Annotated in this window: 15 protein-coding genes; 4 read left to right on the top strand and 11 right to left on the bottom strand. The window is 70.9% G+C overall.

Annotation, left to right across the window (positions count from 1 at the left end):
* The first annotated feature begins 8 nt into the window (after window positions 1–8).
* A complete protein-coding gene (locus tag F1734_RS05970) occupies window positions 9–1,592 on the top strand; it encodes a sensor histidine kinase (protein ID WP_420803905.1) in 1,584 nt (527 codons plus the stop codon).
* Entirely contained in the window at window positions 1,589–2,278 is a 690-nt protein-coding gene (locus F1734_RS05965) for a response regulator (RefSeq protein WP_203011431.1), read from the top strand. The genes F1734_RS05970 and F1734_RS05965 overlap by 4 nt, the downstream gene beginning before the upstream one ends.
* Before the next feature lie 154 nt (window positions 2,279–2,432).
* Here the strand turns inward: F1734_RS05965 and F1734_RS05960 are convergent, their stop codons facing one another.
* Window positions 2,433–4,574: a S9 family peptidase gene (locus tag F1734_RS05960; protein ID WP_017680606.1), complete on the bottom strand. Its 2,142-nt coding sequence runs from the start codon at window positions 4,572–4,574 to the stop codon at window positions 2,433–2,435.
* Window positions 4,571–5,464 (bottom strand): phosphoribosylaminoimidazolesuccinocarboxamide synthase, encoded by an 894-nt coding sequence (locus tag F1734_RS05955; protein ID WP_010593789.1) that lies wholly within the window; start codon window positions 5,462–5,464, stop codon window positions 4,571–4,573. The genes F1734_RS05960 and F1734_RS05955 overlap by 4 nt, the downstream gene beginning before the upstream one ends.
* A gap of 109 nt (window positions 5,465–5,573) precedes the next feature.
* On the opposite strand from F1734_RS05955, the gene F1734_RS05950 reads away from it, so the two are divergent.
* Both F1734_RS05950 and F1734_RS05945 read left to right on the top strand, forming a co-directional pair.
* Window positions 5,574–7,004: an MDR family MFS transporter gene (locus F1734_RS05950; RefSeq protein ID WP_040273984.1), complete on the top strand. Its 1,431-nt coding sequence runs from the start codon at window positions 5,574–5,576 to the stop codon at window positions 7,002–7,004.
* Window positions 7,005–7,033: 29 nt separating this feature from the next.
* On the top strand, window positions 7,034–7,864 hold the full coding sequence (locus F1734_RS05945; protein ID WP_017680603.1) for a siderophore-interacting protein: 831 nt from the start codon (window positions 7,034–7,036) through the stop codon (window positions 7,862–7,864).
* Window positions 7,865–7,950: 86 nt separating this feature from the next.
* On the opposite strand, the gene F1734_RS05940 is transcribed toward F1734_RS05945, so the two are convergent.
* From F1734_RS05940 to F1734_RS05900, 9 genes are all read right to left on the bottom strand, one after another.
* Window positions 7,951–8,619 (bottom strand): GTP pyrophosphokinase, encoded by a 669-nt coding sequence (locus F1734_RS05940; RefSeq protein WP_371851025.1) that lies wholly within the window; start codon window positions 8,617–8,619, stop codon window positions 7,951–7,953.
* Window positions 8,620–8,812: 193 nt separating this feature from the next.
* Complete coding sequence (locus F1734_RS05935; protein WP_017680602.1) at window positions 8,813–9,034, bottom strand: hypothetical protein; 222 nt, start codon at window positions 9,032–9,034, stop codon at window positions 8,813–8,815.
* A 186-nt stretch (window positions 9,035–9,220) separates the two neighbouring features.
* Entirely contained in the window at window positions 9,221–10,786 is a 1,566-nt protein-coding gene (locus F1734_RS05930; protein WP_040273982.1) for an alpha/beta hydrolase, read from the bottom strand.
* 150 nt (window positions 10,787–10,936) lie between these two features.
* Window positions 10,937–11,263: an ArsR/SmtB family transcription factor gene (locus F1734_RS05925; RefSeq protein ID WP_017680600.1), complete on the bottom strand. Its 327-nt coding sequence runs from the start codon at window positions 11,261–11,263 to the stop codon at window positions 10,937–10,939.
* A complete protein-coding gene (locus F1734_RS05920) occupies window positions 11,260–11,691 on the bottom strand; it encodes an SRPBCC family protein (protein ID WP_010593782.1) in 432 nt (143 codons plus the stop codon). Before F1734_RS05920 ends, F1734_RS05925 begins: the two co-directional genes overlap by 4 nt.
* Before the next feature lie 113 nt (window positions 11,692–11,804).
* The gene (locus F1734_RS05915; RefSeq protein WP_010593781.1) at window positions 11,805–12,458 is read right to left on the bottom strand and encodes a class I SAM-dependent methyltransferase; all 654 of its coding nucleotides are present in this window, start codon (window positions 12,456–12,458) and stop codon (window positions 11,805–11,807) included.
* Window positions 12,459–12,568: 110 nt separating this feature from the next.
* On the bottom strand, window positions 12,569–13,132 hold the full coding sequence (locus tag F1734_RS05910; RefSeq protein WP_010593780.1) for a dihydrofolate reductase family protein: 564 nt from the start codon (window positions 13,130–13,132) through the stop codon (window positions 12,569–12,571).
* Window positions 13,133–13,238: 106 nt separating this feature from the next.
* On the bottom strand, window positions 13,239–14,489 hold the full coding sequence (gene entS, locus F1734_RS05905; protein ID WP_048772614.1) for an enterobactin transporter EntS: 1,251 nt from the start codon (window positions 14,487–14,489) through the stop codon (window positions 13,239–13,241).
* 7 nt (window positions 14,490–14,496) lie between these two features.
* Window positions 14,497–14,736 carry a phosphopantetheine-binding protein gene (locus F1734_RS05900; RefSeq protein WP_059174903.1) on the bottom strand — a complete coding sequence of 80 codons (240 nt, stop codon included), beginning with the start codon at window positions 14,734–14,736 and terminating at the stop codon, window positions 14,497–14,499.
* Window positions 14,737–14,739 lie beyond the last annotated feature (3 nt).

Genomic DNA, 14,739 nt, shown 5'->3' with positions numbered 1-14,739 from the left:
GTACGCCCGTGCCGCCGACCGCGCACCGGCCGTCGATGAGCGTGGCGCGTCAGCTGCTGGTGCTGCAGCTGGCGGTGCTCGCCCTGGTCATCGCCGCAGGCACCGTCCTCGTCGGGATCGACGAACGCCGCGACAGCGACGACGCCACCCGCCGCACCGTCCTCGGCATCGCCGAGGCTCTCGCGGGCTCCGATTCGACGGCCGCGGCGTTGCGGACGCCGGATCCGACGGCGGTGCTGCAGCCGCGCACCGAACGGATCCGCGAGGCGACCGGTACCGATTTCATCGTCGTGATGGCGCCGGACCGCACCCGGTACACCCACACCGATCCCGCCATGATCGGTCTGCCGTTCAGCGGCAACATCGACGCTGCGCTCGACGGCACGGCGTTCACCGAGACCTACGCCGGTTCGCTCGGCCCGTCCATCCGGGCCGTGGCGCCGATCCTCGACGGCGGGCAGGTCGTCGGTCTCGTCTCCGTCGGCGTCACCCGCGCGCGGGTCGCCGACCAGTTCGCCCGCGGGCTGCCCGCCCTACTCGGTCTGTCGGCCGCGGCCCTGGCCGTCGCCGCGGCCGGCGCCGTGCTCGTCAGCCGGCGCCTGCGCCGCCAGACCCTCGGACTCGCGCCGGACGAACTGCGCCGGCTCTACGAGCACCACGACGCGGTCCTCCACGCGATCGGGGAGGGCCTGATCGTGATCGGCACCGACGACCCCGCCCGCGTGGAGGTCGTCAACGACGAGGCGCGGCGCCTCCTCGGTCTCGGCGACGGCCCGGTCACGACGGACGATCTGCCCGAGGCGCTGCGGGTGGCCGGCCCGGACGCGGACGCCCGCGGTGACGTACTTCTCACCGAGGACCGCGTCCTGGTCGTCGACCGCAGCCCGGTGCAGTGGGAGGGCCGGCGGATCGCCACGGTGACGACGTTGCGGGATCGCACCGAGCTACGTACGGTGCTGGGCGAACTGGACTCGGTCCGCGGTTTCGCCGACGCGCTGCGCGCACAGGCACACGAGTCGGCGAACCGGCTGCACACCATCGTCACGATGGTCGAACTGGGACGCCCCGAGGAGGCGGTCGCGTTCGCGACGGAGGAACTGCGCCTGTCGCAGCAGCTCATCGACCGGCTCACCGCGTCGGTGCAGGAACCCGCACTCGTCGCCCTGCTGCTGGGGAAGATCAACGACGCCGCCGAACGCGGCGTCGAACTGACCGTCACCGACGACACCGCGCTGGGCCCGACCCCCCTCGGCACCCGCGACCTGGTGACACTCGTCGGCAATCTGGTGGACAACGCCATCGACGCCGCCCGGGCCGTCGACGAACCGTGGGTGGAAGTGACGATACGACAGGATGATTCGAACATGATCGTCGAAGTGGCGGACAGCGGACCGGGGATGTCGCCGGAAACCCTCGTCCGCGCCATGACGCGGGGCTACTCCACGAAGGCAGACCACCACGGCCTGGGGCTGGCCCTCGTCGCGCAGGTGGTGACGCGGCACCGCGGCACCCTGCGTACCGAGCCGTCGCTGGGGTCGATGGTCGTCGCCGAGATCCCCCTGCAGGCCGAGCACGCAGGCGGCGCACCGTGATTCGCGTCCTCGTCGTGGAGGACGAGCCTCGCATCGCCGACGCCCACCGCGCGTACGTCGATCGACTGCCGCAGTTCACGGTCGTCGCCGTCGCCGGCACCGGCCGGAACGCGCTGCGTGCCGTCGCGGAGGCCGCGAAGGCCGGTGAGCCGGTGGATCTGGTGCTGCTGGACATCGGGCTGCCCGACATGAGCGGCCTCGACGTCGCGGCGGCGCTGAGCGGGATCCAGCCGAGCCCGGACATCATCGCCGTGACCTCCGCGCGCGACCTCGAGGTCGTTCGCACCGCCGTCGCCCGGGGCATCGTGCTCTACCTGCTCAAGCCCTTCACCTTCGCCGCCCTGAGCGACAAGCTCGACCACTACCTGGCCTACCGCAAGGCGCTCGGCGCGTCCGGCGCGGCCGCCGGCCAGCACGACATCGACCGGGCGATGGCGGCGCTGCGGACCTCCGATCCGCGTGCGTCGTCCCCGAAGGGCGTCGCGCCCCACACTCTCGATGCGGTCGCCCGGTGTCTGCGGGAGGCGTCGGGCCCGCTGACGGCCGCCGAGGTGGGCAGCGCAGTGGGCGTGTCGCGGGTGACGGCGTGGCGGTACCTCGAACGCCTGGCCGACGACGGCGTCGCCGCCCGGCACACCGAGTACGGTCGCGCCGGCCGTCCGCAGATCCGCTACGCCCCGCGCTGAACGAGTGGTCGCCCCGGGGAGCCGCCCGTGGACCGAATGTCACATTGCGTCGATGACATCGACGCAATGTGACATTCGGCCACCAGGCATTCGGCCACCAGGGCGTTGGGCCACCAGGGCGTTGGGCCACCAGGGCGTTGGGCCACAACAACGTTCAGGGACGATATGCGCCCGACGTCTCGAGGACCCACGCGAACTCGAAGGCGACCTCGCGCCACTTCTCGTACCGGCCGGACACGCCCCCGTGGCCGGCGCTCATCTCCGTCTTGAGCAGCAGCGGCGCGTCGCCGGTCTTCGTCGCGCGCAGCTTGGCCACCCACTTGGCCGGTTCGACGTAGAGCACCCGCGTGTCGTTGAGGCTGGTGATCGCGAGGATCGCCGGGTAGTCCTTCGCCTCGACGTTCTCGTACGGGCTGTACGAGCGCATGTACTCGTACACCTCGGGGTTGTCGAGGGGGTTGCCCCACTCGTCCCACTCGATCACCGTGAGCGGCAGCGACGGGTCCAGGATCGAGGTGAGCGGGTCGACGAACGGCACGTTCGCGAGGATCCCGGCGAACAACTCCGGCGCGAGGTTCGCCACCGCACCCATGAGCAGTCCGCCCGCACTGCCGCCGTCGGCGACGAGGCGGTCGGGCCGGGTGACGCCGGTGTCGATCAGATGCCGGGCGCAGGCGACGAAATCGGTGAAGGTGTTCTTCTTCGCCAGCGTCTTGCCGTTCTCGTACCAGTGCCGGCCCATCTCGCCGCCGCCCCGCACGTGGGCCACCGCGAAGACCATCCCCCGGTCGAGGAGCGACAGCCGCGCCACCGAGAAGCCGGGGTCGATGCTGGCCTCGTACGACCCGTACCCGTAGAGCAGCACCGGCGCATTCGCGGGCGCACCCTTGCGGGCCACGATCGACAGCGGGATGCGCGTGCCGTCCTCTGCCACCGCCCAGTCCCGGCGCTGCTCGTAGTCCGACGGATCGAAGTCACCGAGCACCGGCTGGGCCTTGCGCAGCAACAGTTCTCCGGAGTCGACGACGTAGTCGTAGACGCGGCTGGGGGTGATGAACGACGTGAACCCGAGCCGCAGCATCGGCTGGTGCCATTCCGGGTTCGCACCCGGACCGACGGCGAACAGTTCCTCGTCGAACTCGAGTTCGGTCAGCTCGCCGTAGCCGTCGGCGGTCAGCGGCCACACCGCGAGCCGGGTCAGCGCCTCCCGCCGGTAACCGAGCACGAGATGCCCGGCGAACGCGTCGACGTCCTCGAGGCGCACGTCGTGCCGGTGCCCGATCAGAGTGCGCAGAGCAGACGGATCGTCCACGGGTGCCTCGGCGAGAACGAAGTTCTCCGCCTTCTCGCGCGTGATCTCACCCGTCGCGTCGTCCACCACCTCGACGACGTCGTTGTGCATGACCAGGAACCGGTCCTCGCCGCCGACGACGGCATGCTCGGCGCCGTACTCGACCCCCTCGCGCCGCGGCAGCAGCACCCGGAACTCGCCGGTGGGGTCGGCGGATTCGAGGACCCACCCCTCGGTCGTGATCTTGGATCCCACCCAGATCATCAGGTACTTCTCGCTGCGGGTGGTGCCCACGGACACCCAGAACCGCTCGTCGGGCTCGTGGAAGACCCGGACGTCCTCGGTGTGGGACGTACCCAGACGGTGGCGCCACACGGTGTCCGGTCGCCAGGACTCGTCCACGGTGAGATAGAAGATGTGGCTGTGGTCGATCGCCCACGTCGCGCCGGGTGCGGTCCCGGGGATTTCGTCGGCGAGCAGCTCACCGGTGCCGAGGTTCTTGAACCGCAGCGTGTAGCGCTCGTCGCCGACGACGTCGACCGAGTAGGCGAGCAGCGTCCCGTCGTGGCTGATCGAGAACGCACCGAGGGAGAAGAACTCGTGCCCGGCGGCCTCGACGTTGCCGTCGAGCAGCACCTGCTCCCCGGGCAGTTCCACACCCGGTGCCAGCTCCGGCGGATTCCAGTCGTCGGGGTCGGAGATCGGGCAGCGGCACTGGATGCTGTACTGCTTGCCCTCGGCGGTCCGGGCGTAGTACCACCAGTCCCCCATGCGGGTGGGCACCGACATGTCGGTTTCCTGCGTGCGGGACTTGATCTCCTCGAAGATCTTCTCCCGCAAGGGCGCCAGGTGCGCGGTCTGCTTCTCGGTCCACGCGTTCTCGGCCTCGAGGTGGGCGATGACCTCGGGGTTCTCCTTGTCGCGGAGCCACTCGTACTCGTCGACGAACGTGTGCCCGTGATGCACCCGCTCGGACGGCACCCGCTTGGCGATCGGCGCGGTCATGCGCTCGGCTCCAGCCAGTCGGAGAACGACAGACCCGAGATCCGTTCGTAGGCTTCGATATACCTCTCACGGGTGGCGTCGACGATGTGCTGCGGCAGGGGCGGCGGCGGGGTGTCGGAGGTGCGGTCCCATCCGGACTCGGGACTCGTCAGCCAATCGCGCACGAACTGCTTGTCGAAGCTGGGCTGCACCTTGCCCGGCTCGTACCCCTCGGCGGGCCAGTAGCGCGACGAATCCGGGGTGAGCACCTCGTCGGCGAGGACGAGGTGCCCGGCGCCGTCGAGTCCGAACTCGAACTTCGTGTCGGCCAGCAGGATGCCCTTGTCCGCCGCGTACATCGCGGCGCGGCCGTAGATGTCGAGGGTGTCCTCGCGCAGCTTCACGGCGAGATCCTGGCCGACCTTGTCGACGACCTCGTCGAAGGTGATGTTCTCGTCGTGGTCGCCGAGTTCGGCCTTGCTCGCGGGAGTGAAGATCGGATCGGGCAGCCGGCTGGCCTCCACGAGGCCGTCGGGCAACGGGACGCCGCACACCCCACCGGTCCTCCGGTAGTCGATCAGGCCCGATCCGGTGAGGTAGCCGCGGGCGACGCACTCGATCGGCACCATCTTCAGCCGTTTGACGACGAGGGCGCGGCCGAGGACCTCGGCGGGGATGCGGTCGTCGTCGGGCTCACCGGCGAGGTGATGGTTCACCTCGAGCAGGTTGAAGAAGAACACGCTCATCGCGGTGAGCACCCGGCCCTTGTCGGGAATCGGGGTGTCGAGCACGTGATCGTATGCCGAGATCCGGTCGCTGGCCACGAGGAGCAGGTGCTCGTCGTCTATGACATACAGGTCCCGGACCTTGCCGCCGGCGAGGTGGGGGTAGGACTCGAGTGATGGACGCACGGTGCCACCCTAGTGCGCCGCCCGGACCTGCACGGCACCCCCGCCCGATCCCGGGATCGTTCACGACGACAATGATCGTGACCGGAACCCCACCCCGAACAGGAGCGTGATGTCGGCGGCACCCCGGATCGACGTGGGTCTGCGCTCGGAACGCGGACCGATTCTCGCGGCCCTGATGCTCGCCACCGCGCTCGTCGCACTCGAGAGCACCGTCCTGGCCACCGCCGTTCCGACCGTCGTCGCGGACCTCGGTGGCTTCACGCAGTTCCCGTGGCTGTTCTCGAGTTACCTGCTCACCCAGGCCGTGCTCGTGCCGGTGTACGGCAAGTTGTCGGACGTGTACGGGCGCAGACCCGTGCTGGTGTTCGGGATCGCGCTGTTCGCCCTGGGCTCGGCGCTGTGCGCGCTGGCATGGAGCATGCCGGCCCTGATCGCGTTCCGCGCGGTACAGGGACTGGGCGCGGGGGCCGTGCTGCCGATGGCGCAGACCATCGCCGGCGACATCTACACCGTCGCCGAACGCGCGAAGGCCCAGGGCTACCTCGCGAGCGTGTGGGGCATGTCGGCGATCGTCGGCCCCGCCGTGGGCGGGGTCTTCTCCGACTTCGTGTCGTGGCGGTGGATCTTCTGGATCAACCTGCCGCTGTGCGCGCTGGCCGTGGCGGTGCTGCTGAGGGCGTTCACCGAGTCACGGCCCTCCGGGCCGCGGCGGCCGGTGGACCGGGCCGGTGCCGCGACGCTCGCGGCGGGCTCCGGACTGCTGATCCTGGGTCTGCTCGAGGGTGGGCAGGCCTGGGCGTGGGCGTCGGCGCCGAGCGTCGGGGTGTTCGCGGCCGCCGCGACGCTGCTGCTGCTGTTCGTGTGGGTGGAGCGACGCGCGGCGGAGCCGATCCTGCCGCCGTGGGTTTTCGCCCGCCGCGTCGTGCTCACCAGCAGCGCGGTCGCTGCTCTCGTCGGCGCCGTGGTGCTGGGCCTGACCTCCTACGTGCCGGCGTTCGTGCAGGGGTCGCTGGGCACCACGGCGCTGGTGGCGGGATTCACCCTGTCGACGATGACGATCGGCTGGCCGCTCGCGGCGGCGCGCTCCGGCTGGTTCTACCTGCGGATCGGGTTCCGCAACACCGCGATGATCGGCTCCGTCCCGGTGCTGGCCGGCACCGGTCTGCTGACGCTGCTCGACGAGCGGTCACCGGTGTGGCAGGTCGCGGGGTGCTGCGTACTCGTCGGTCTCGGGATGGGCCTGATCGCGAGCCCGGCGCTGATCTCGGCGCAGTCGAGCGTGACGTGGGCCGAGCGTGGGGTGGTGACGGGGGCGTACTCGTTCGCCCGCTCGATCGGCAGCGCCGTCGGGGTCGCGGTCTTCGGGGCACTGGCGAATGCGGCCGCGCACGACGTCGCCGGCTCGGGACCGCTCGCGCCGGAGCAGCTCGCCGACGCGGTGGCGTCGGTGTTCGTCGCCCTTCTCGTGACCGCGGTGGCCCTGGCCGTGACGGCCGCCACGATGCCGAACCGGCCTGCGGAACAACCCGACCCCACCTAGATTGGAAAGGCTCACCTAAGGTGTGGGGTATGTCGAACGAAGACGGGCTGCTGCCCAGCGTCATCGAAGTCGCGAAGGTCGAGGACATCACCCCCCGCATGCGCCGCGTCACGTTCGCCGGACGCGGCGTCGAGGTCTACGCGAGCGACCCGACCCGGGTGCCCAACATCAAGCTGATCTTCCCGCGCGCGAACGGTGACCTCGACCTGCCCGTCAACACCGGCGGCCGGCGCCTCGAGTGGCCCGACCCCACGCTCAAGGCGCAGGTCCGCACCTACACCGTGCGGCGACTCGACCCCGCGGCCGCCGAGATGGACGTCGACTTCGTCCGGCACGGCGACGAGGGCCTGGCCAGTGCCTGGGCGGAGCGGGCCCGTCCCGGCGATCGCCTCGCGGCGGCCGGCGGCGGCGGGATCGTCGCGCCCCCGGCCGACTGGTACCTGATCGTCGGCGACGAGACGGCGCTGCCCGCGATCGGCCGCATGCTCGAACGCCTCCCCGAGGGCGCCCGTGGCACCGCCGTCGTCGAGGTCGCCGACGAGGGCGAACACCAGGACCTGCGCTCCCCCGCCGACATCGAGATCCGCTGGGTGCACCGCGACGGCGCCCCCGCGGGCACCACCACGCACCTGACCGACGCGGCGACCGCCGTGCCGATCCCCGACGGCGAACTGAAGCGATTCGCGTGGGTGTCGGCCGAATCGAAGACCGTGCTGCGGATGCGCAGCTACCTGCGCCACGAGGCCGGCTTCGACCGCCGGTCCACCCTCGTCATCGGCTACTGGCGGCACGGCATGACCGAGACCGGGTACGGCCGCACCACCGACCACGACCGGGACTTCACCGAGCACGACGCCTGAGCCGGGCCGAGCGACTCGGGCCGAGCGGATGTATCGTCCCCCTCCTCAGCGCCGGCGGGCGATACATTCGCTCGGCCGCAGGCCGCTCAGGGCGACGAGTCGGGCCCGTGCACCTGGTCGTGCAGGGCCTCCATCCGGACGTCGAGGTCGCGGGCGGTCGCGGCCGCCGCGCGCAGTTCGTCGAGCAGTTCGACGGGCACCGCCTTGTCGTACTTGTAGAAGATCTTGTGTTCGAGGCTGGCCCAGAAGTCCATCGCGACGGTGCGGATCTGCAGTTCGACGAACACCGGCTGCACGCGGTCGGACATGAAGACGGGGACCTCGACGATCGCGTGCAGGCTCCGGTATCCGTTGGGCTTCGGGCACGCGATGTAGTCCTTGACCTGGACGACCCGGATGTCGTGCTGCCCGGTGATCAGGTCGAAGATCCGGTAGACGTCGGAGACGAAGCTGCAGGTGATGCGGATGCCCGCGATGTCGTAGATGTTGTCGCGGATCGCGTCGAGGGTGAGCGGCAGGTTCTTGCGGACGGCCTTCTCGACGACCGATTCGGGGGTCTTCAGCCGCGACTTGACGTGCTCGATCGGGTTGTGGTCGTGGGCGAAGCCGAACTCCTCCCGCAGGATGTTGATCTTGGTCATCATCTCGTCGATGCCGAACTTGTAGACCATCAGGACGCGGCGGAACTCCCGCTGGAGCGCGATCTGCGGCGGGTCCAGGTGGAGCTGCGCGGGCTCGAGTCGTGGTTGCCTCAGCTGCACGTCGTCAGCGCCGTCCACCGTTTCTGTCACCGTCTGTCTCCTCGTCGCCTTCCCGATCGAGTCTGCCAGGTCGGCCGAGGGTGGGGCCCGGCGACGACTCGGAGCCGCGGCGACGAGCGTGGGCGCGAGGCGCAGCGACCGCGCCGGAACGGCACGGTCGCTGCGCGCCCTCACGCGGGCACCGTCGTCACCACGGCAGCGGCACCCACCGGTCGAACAGCCAGAACCCGTGCCCCTGCGACCCGGGCTGCTGATGCTGCGGGGCCGGCCGCTGCGGGGCCGGCTGCGGCTGTTGCTGCTGGTGCTGCATCGGGGACGCCTCGGCGCTCGCGGCGCCGGCGCCCACCGCCGCCAACGCGATCGTCCCGGTCGCCGCGACCTTGCCCAGCTTCGTGTTCAGAACCTTCACGACTTCGCAGTCCTCTCGTCAGGGGCGAGGCGGTTCCCCGCCCGTCGGACGACTCGACACCGACTCGCGCAGCCGGCAGCAGGCTCGGGAAACCCTGACGTTCGGCTCCGAATTCGCGATGCCCGCCCGCGGTGGCCGCCGCGGACGCCCTGACCGTCCGTCCCGACGAATCGGATCCGGTACGGCTCAGCATGTCGTATCCCCCTCCGGCACAGCGAGATCGACGAGGTAGCGTGCGACAGGCAGGTCGATGCACCACTGGCCGCTCAGCACCACCCCGTGCTGGGTTCCGCGGTACGTGACGAGCACCGCGTCCAGTTGCTTCGCCAGGTCCACCCCCGCCTGGTACGGCGTCGCCGGATCCTCGGTGGTGGAGACGACGACGATCGGGGGCAGGCCGTCGACCTCCACGGCGTGCCGATCTCCCGTCGGCGGCACGGGCCAGAAGGCGCACGCACCGAGCGGCGCGTTGCCGGTGCCGCGGCCGTCGTCGAGGAACGGTGCCGCTGCACGGGACCGGGTGTCGAGTTCACCGGCCACCGCCGGGTCGGTCACGGCGGCGTCGTCGACGCACCGCACAGCCGCCATCGCCTCGCCGGAGTTCGAGTACGAGCCGTCGGCGAACCGGCCCTCGTACATGTCGGCCAGCAGCAGCAGCGTGTCGCCCCGGCCCTGCTCCAGCTCGGTGAGTCCGGTCCGCAGGTACTCCCAGCCCTGCGGCGAGTACAGGGTGGCGACGACACCGCTGATCGCGTTCGGATAGCTCAGTCCCCGCGGATCGTCCGTGGCCGCGGGACGGTCGATGAGGGGATCGACCAGCGAGCGGAACCGCGCGACCGCGGCCGCGGGATCGGCGCCGAGGGGGCAGTCCTCGCGGGTCGCGCAGTTCGCGGCGAACGCGTCGAATGCCTGCTGGAAGCCGGCGGCCTGCCGCACCGCCTCCTCGACGGGGTCCTGCTGTGGATCGAGCGCCCCGTCGAGCACCATCGCGCGTACGTTGCCGGGGAACGCCTCCGCATAGGCCGAGCCGAGCCGGGTCCCGTACGAGTATCCGAGGTAGTTCAATCCCGCGTCGCCGAGCGCGGCCCGGATGACGTCCATGTCCCGCACCACGTCGCGGGTGCCCACGTGTGCGAGCACGTCGGTGCCGGTGCGTTCGGCGCAGCGCGCCGCGTACTCCCGGCTCTTCTGCTCGGCCCGGGCAATGCCCTCGGCGGTCATGTCCACCACGGGATCCTGCCGCCACGCGTCGGTCTCCTCGGATGTCAGGCAGTCGATCCGCGGCGTCGACGCCCCGATTCCGCGCGGATCGAATCCGACGACGTCGAACCGCTCGGCGAGTTCGGTGCCGTCGGCGACGACGGCCGTCCCGAGCCCGGAGGCTCCCGGTCCGCCCGGGTTGACGAGCAGTGATCCGATCTTCTCTCCCGTCGCCCGCGAACGGGACAGGGCGACCTGCGCCGTATCGCCCTCGGGGCTCTCGTAGTCGATCGGCACGGTCACCCGCGCGCACTCGAGCCCGGCCCCGACCAGGTCCGACCCGTCGGTGCTGTAGCCGTCGCACGACTCCCACCGGACCTGCTGGGTGTAGAACGGTTCGAGGCCGGGCGGGATCTCACCGGTCGTGGAGGCGAAGCCGGTGGCGACGACCGGAGACGAGAACCCGCCCACGATCAGGGCCGTCGCCGCTCCCGTTGTGGTCACCAACTGCAGGACCCGTTGCCGGATCCCGCGTTCGCCGTTCGACGCCATGAATCGACCTGCCCTCCAGTGGTACTCGACCGGAGGAAGCAGATCCCTCCGCGGACCACTACAGGGTCGGCGCCGACGGCGCTCGGTACCACCACCCCGAGGGTGCCGATGGGCACCCCCTCGACGGCACCGCGCGGCCCGCTCGTGCGGTCAGCCGGGTCGCTCGGCGATGCGCTTGATCGCCTCGAGGCGACGGTCCCACTGCCGTCCGATCGAGTCCAGCTCGCCGGCCAGTTCGCCGAGCCGGGTTCCGATTGCCCGGTAGCGGATCTCCCGCCCGATCCGGAACGACTCCACGAGCCCGGCGTCGGCGAGGACGGTCAGGTGCTTCGCGATCGCCTGACGGCTGACCGGCAGCCGCTCCGCGAGCGCACTCGCGGACAGGTCCTCGGCGCCGATCGCGGTGAGGATGTTCCAGCGGGTTTCGTCGGCCAGTACCGCGAGCACCGCCGGAACTCCCTTCGCCACATCGTTCACCGGGATTCCAGGAACTCCACCAGATCGCCGAGTTCGGCGCGCCAGCCGTCGACGTTGCCGTCGTGGGCCGCCTGCGGGTCGACGAGCTCCTCGAAGCCGGTTTCCACCAGGGTCAGCCGGGTGCCGCCGTCGATCTCCGCGAGGTCGAACCGCACCACCGTGGAGTTACCCGGCACCGGGTCCACGTTCGCGTCGCGGGCCCAGCGGTAGACGAGCGTCTTCGGCTCGTCCACATGCTCGACCAGGACGCGGAAGGGACCGTGGTCGTGTCCCGTCCAGCCGAACGCGCCCGCGCCTCCGGGCGATGCGTCGAATTCGATTCTGTCGCCGAACCATTGCGCGATCAGTTCGGGTTCGGTCAGTGCGGCCCATACCTTGGTGGCCGGGGCCGCGATGTCGATGGTGCGGGTGATGTCGAGCGGGGCCATGATCGCCTCCAGTCCGGGGATACGATTTGTGCAACTCCAGGGTTGCATCTCTCTCCCCAAACCGCAACCCCGAAGTTGCACTAATTCGGGTCTTCGCGGCGCCGGGCCGTCTCTCAGAGCTCCCGGTCGACGACGAGCATCTGGACGGCCCCGAACCAGGGGACGATCCGGCCCGGCAGGGCGGCAATCGGCTCGAGTCGATGCCCGAACCGCGCCGCGGTGAACAACCGGCCCCGCACCTGGGCCCGGCCGTGTCGACCGCCCAGGCGGCGCAGCTCTCGCCGAGAAACGTAGCGTGCGGCCGAGTACGGCGCTCGTCGGGTGGGCCGATCGATCCACCCCCACGGGCTGGTGGGGTTGAGGGTGAGCGCGACGATGCGCCCGCCCGGGCGAGTGATACGGGCCATCTCGACCAGCACCGCCGCGGCGTCGGTGAATTCGAGGGTCGCGATCGTGACGGCGGCGTCGGCAACGGCATCCGGCACGGGCAGGCGAGTGGCGTCGGCGCGCACGAGCCGGGCGGGTGCCCGGTCGGTCGCGACGGAGAGCATGCCCGCCGCGAGGTCCACACCGAGCATTCGGGCACCGCGGTGGGCGAGATGGCTCACGAGCCGGCCGGTCCCGCAGCCGACCTCGACCACGGTCCGGCCGGCCACGTCGGGCAGGACCTCGTCGACCGCGTCGCGCTCCACCGCCCAGGCGTGGGCACCCCACGGGGTGTCGAACCAGGTGTCGTAGTCCCGCGCCCGCGCAGCGCCGGTCGTCATCCGTCGCTGCGCGGGGGCGTGGGGGTGCGGAACGTGGACATGCCGTCGGGTTCCCCGCATCCGAGCCCCGAAACAACGGCTCGCGCCGGACCTCGGCTGCGGGTACGCCGTCAGTCGAAGTCCGGAACGGCGACGGTGTCGGAGACCACGCTGTAGACGAGCAGCAGGACGCCGTTGTCGAGGACCTTGCAGTCGCGGAGGTCGAGGGTCGCCTGCGCCTCGACGGAGTCGAACAGGCGCCGGCCCGAGCCGACCAGCACGGGGTAGACGGCGAGCCGGTACTCGTCGACGAGTCCCTGACTGCGCAGGAACTCGACGAGGCTGCCGCTCCCCATGACCAGCAGGTTCTTCTCGGCCTTGAGGGCGCGGATCCCCTCCGCGACGTCGCCCTCGATGCGGGTCGCGTTCCACTCGAGTTCGGTGAGCGTGGTCGTGGCGACGTGTTTGGGAATGTCGTTCATCTGCGCCTTGGACGCGTCGTCCTCGCCGGGATGATCGGGCCAGACCGCGGCAAACTCCTGGTAGGTGGTGCGGCCGAGGAGCAACGCGTCCGCCTCGTTCAATTCGCCGTCCTTGAACGCGGCGATCGTGTCGTTCCAGTACGGGAACGTCCACGCGGGGTTCTCCATGACGCCGTCCGCAGAGACGAACTCGGTGACCGTGACCTTGCCCATGACATCCACTCCTCTTCGGCTTGCCCCGTCCGCGCGGACGGGCGTGCTGTCTCGGATACAGACCGGCCGGCTCCGCCGAACTCATCGCGGCACGGACCGGACGGACTCAGACGACGCGCTCGAGGCTAGTGCCCTCGTCGAGCCGGCGCAGCGTCCGTAGGCCCGCCCACAGCAGCGCGGTGACCACCAGCCCGACGGCGCCGTACGCGGGCAGCGCCGCGGAGATCGGCACCAGCGTCGCCACACCGCCCGCGACCACCGCGCCGACGGAGGCGCCGGCGGTGACCTGCGCCGCCCACACCGCGGCGATACGCCCGCGGTACTCGTCGGGAGTGTGCTTCTGCACCGTCGCATACCGGACGATATCGGTGAGCGCGTCGCCGAAACCGTGCGCGGCCAGACCGATCAGCGCCACCGCGACGGTCGCGGTGAGGCCCGCCCCGACGAGCCCCGCGGCGGAGACGGCCATGAGCACGAAGATCGCCTGTCCGGACCGGCGGAGACGACCGGTCCAGCCGCTGGTGAGGGAGCCGATCACCGCGCCGACCGCCGGGGCGGTATAGAGCAGTCCGACCACCGACGGTCCCGCGCCGAGCACCTCCGTCGCGTACTCGGGGACGAGCACCGACCAGCCGGCGAGCAGCATCGTCACGAACCCGCACACGAGCACGCCGCCGATGACGCGGTTTCCCGCCGCGTAGCGGAAGCCGCTCGCCACCGAACGCAGCGGCGACTCGTCGGCGACGTGGGCCGGTGGCAGCGCCGGCAGCCGGGTGATGCAGAAGGTCGTGATCGCGGTGGTGAACGCGGCCAGCGCGTAGGCCACCCCGACGCCCCCGGTCGCGATGACGACGCCGCCGAGCGCCGGCCCGATCATCGCGCCCAGGTCGCCGGTCAGCGCCATGAGGGCGCCGGCGGCGGCCATCTTCTCCCGCGGCAGCAGGCTCGGTGTGACGGCCATCAGCGCCGTTGCGGAGATGCCACCGCACACACCGTCGATCACCGCCGCCACGTAGACGACCCACATCTTCGGATCGGGCAGGAACGCGTTGACCGCGAGCACCGCGAACGCCACACCCGCCGTGCCGCGCGCGAGCGCGATGACCCGGCGCCGGTCGTAGCGGTCGGCGAGCACCCCGCCGGCAAAGGTGGCGGCGAACGTGGTCACGCCGAGCACCGCCGACACGGCGGCGACCTGCGCGGTGGACCCGGTGAGCCGATACACCTGCAGGGGCACGGCGACGACGAGGAAGCCGATACCGAACAGCGACACGATCCGGGCGGTGAAGATGTAGCGGAATTCGCGGCTGGTGCGCAGCGGGTCGACGTCGAGGACCAGCCTGTCGATCAGGGCCACGGCCGGGTCACCGCGGGGTGAGCAGGTCGTACCACGCCTCGAGCTGCGGTTCGGTGGCCAGGGAGACGAAGTCGACGTCCGCGCCGGCGTCACGCCACCGCTCCACGAGCGCCATCAGGCGCACCGAGTCGAGGCCCTGGTCGACGAGGCTGACTGCGGGATCGAGTTCGCCGGCCTCGATCTCGAGAAGCCGCGCGACGTCGGTGCGGATCGTCTCGCGGTCCAGGATGCCGGACTGTGCTGACATGTG

Origin of the sequence: Rhodococcus ruber (assembly GCF_016804345.1) — a bacterium.
Lineage (GTDB): Bacteria > Actinomycetota > Actinomycetes > Mycobacteriales > Mycobacteriaceae > Rhodococcus > Rhodococcus ruber.
This window is presented reverse-complemented; position numbering and strand designations above follow the sequence as displayed.

Coding starts and splice junctions, on each gene's coding strand:
- F1734_RS05910 (WP_010593780.1), bottom strand. CDS start 13,132: ATGGGCAAGGTCACGGTCACCGAGTTCGTCTCTGCGGACGGCGTCATG.
- F1734_RS05960 (WP_017680606.1), bottom strand. CDS start 4,574: ATGACCGCGCCGATCGCCAAGCGGGTGCCGTCCGAGCGGGTGCATCAC.
- F1734_RS05950 (WP_040273984.1), top strand. CDS start 5,574: ATGTCGGCGGCACCCCGGATCGACGTGGGTCTGCGCTCGGAACGCGGA.
- F1734_RS05920 (WP_010593782.1), bottom strand. CDS start 11,691: ATGGCCCCGCTCGACATCACCCGCACCATCGACATCGCGGCCCCGGCC.
- F1734_RS05945 (WP_017680603.1), top strand. CDS start 7,034: ATGTCGAACGAAGACGGGCTGCTGCCCAGCGTCATCGAAGTCGCGAAG.
- F1734_RS05900 (WP_059174903.1), bottom strand. CDS start 14,736: ATGTCAGCACAGTCCGGCATCCTGGACCGCGAGACGATCCGCACCGAC.
- F1734_RS05930 (WP_040273982.1), bottom strand. CDS start 10,786: ATGGCGTCGAACGGCGAACGCGGGATCCGGCAACGGGTCCTGCAGTTG.
- F1734_RS05915 (WP_010593781.1), bottom strand. CDS start 12,458: ATGACGACCGGCGCTGCGCGGGCGCGGGACTACGACACCTGGTTCGAC.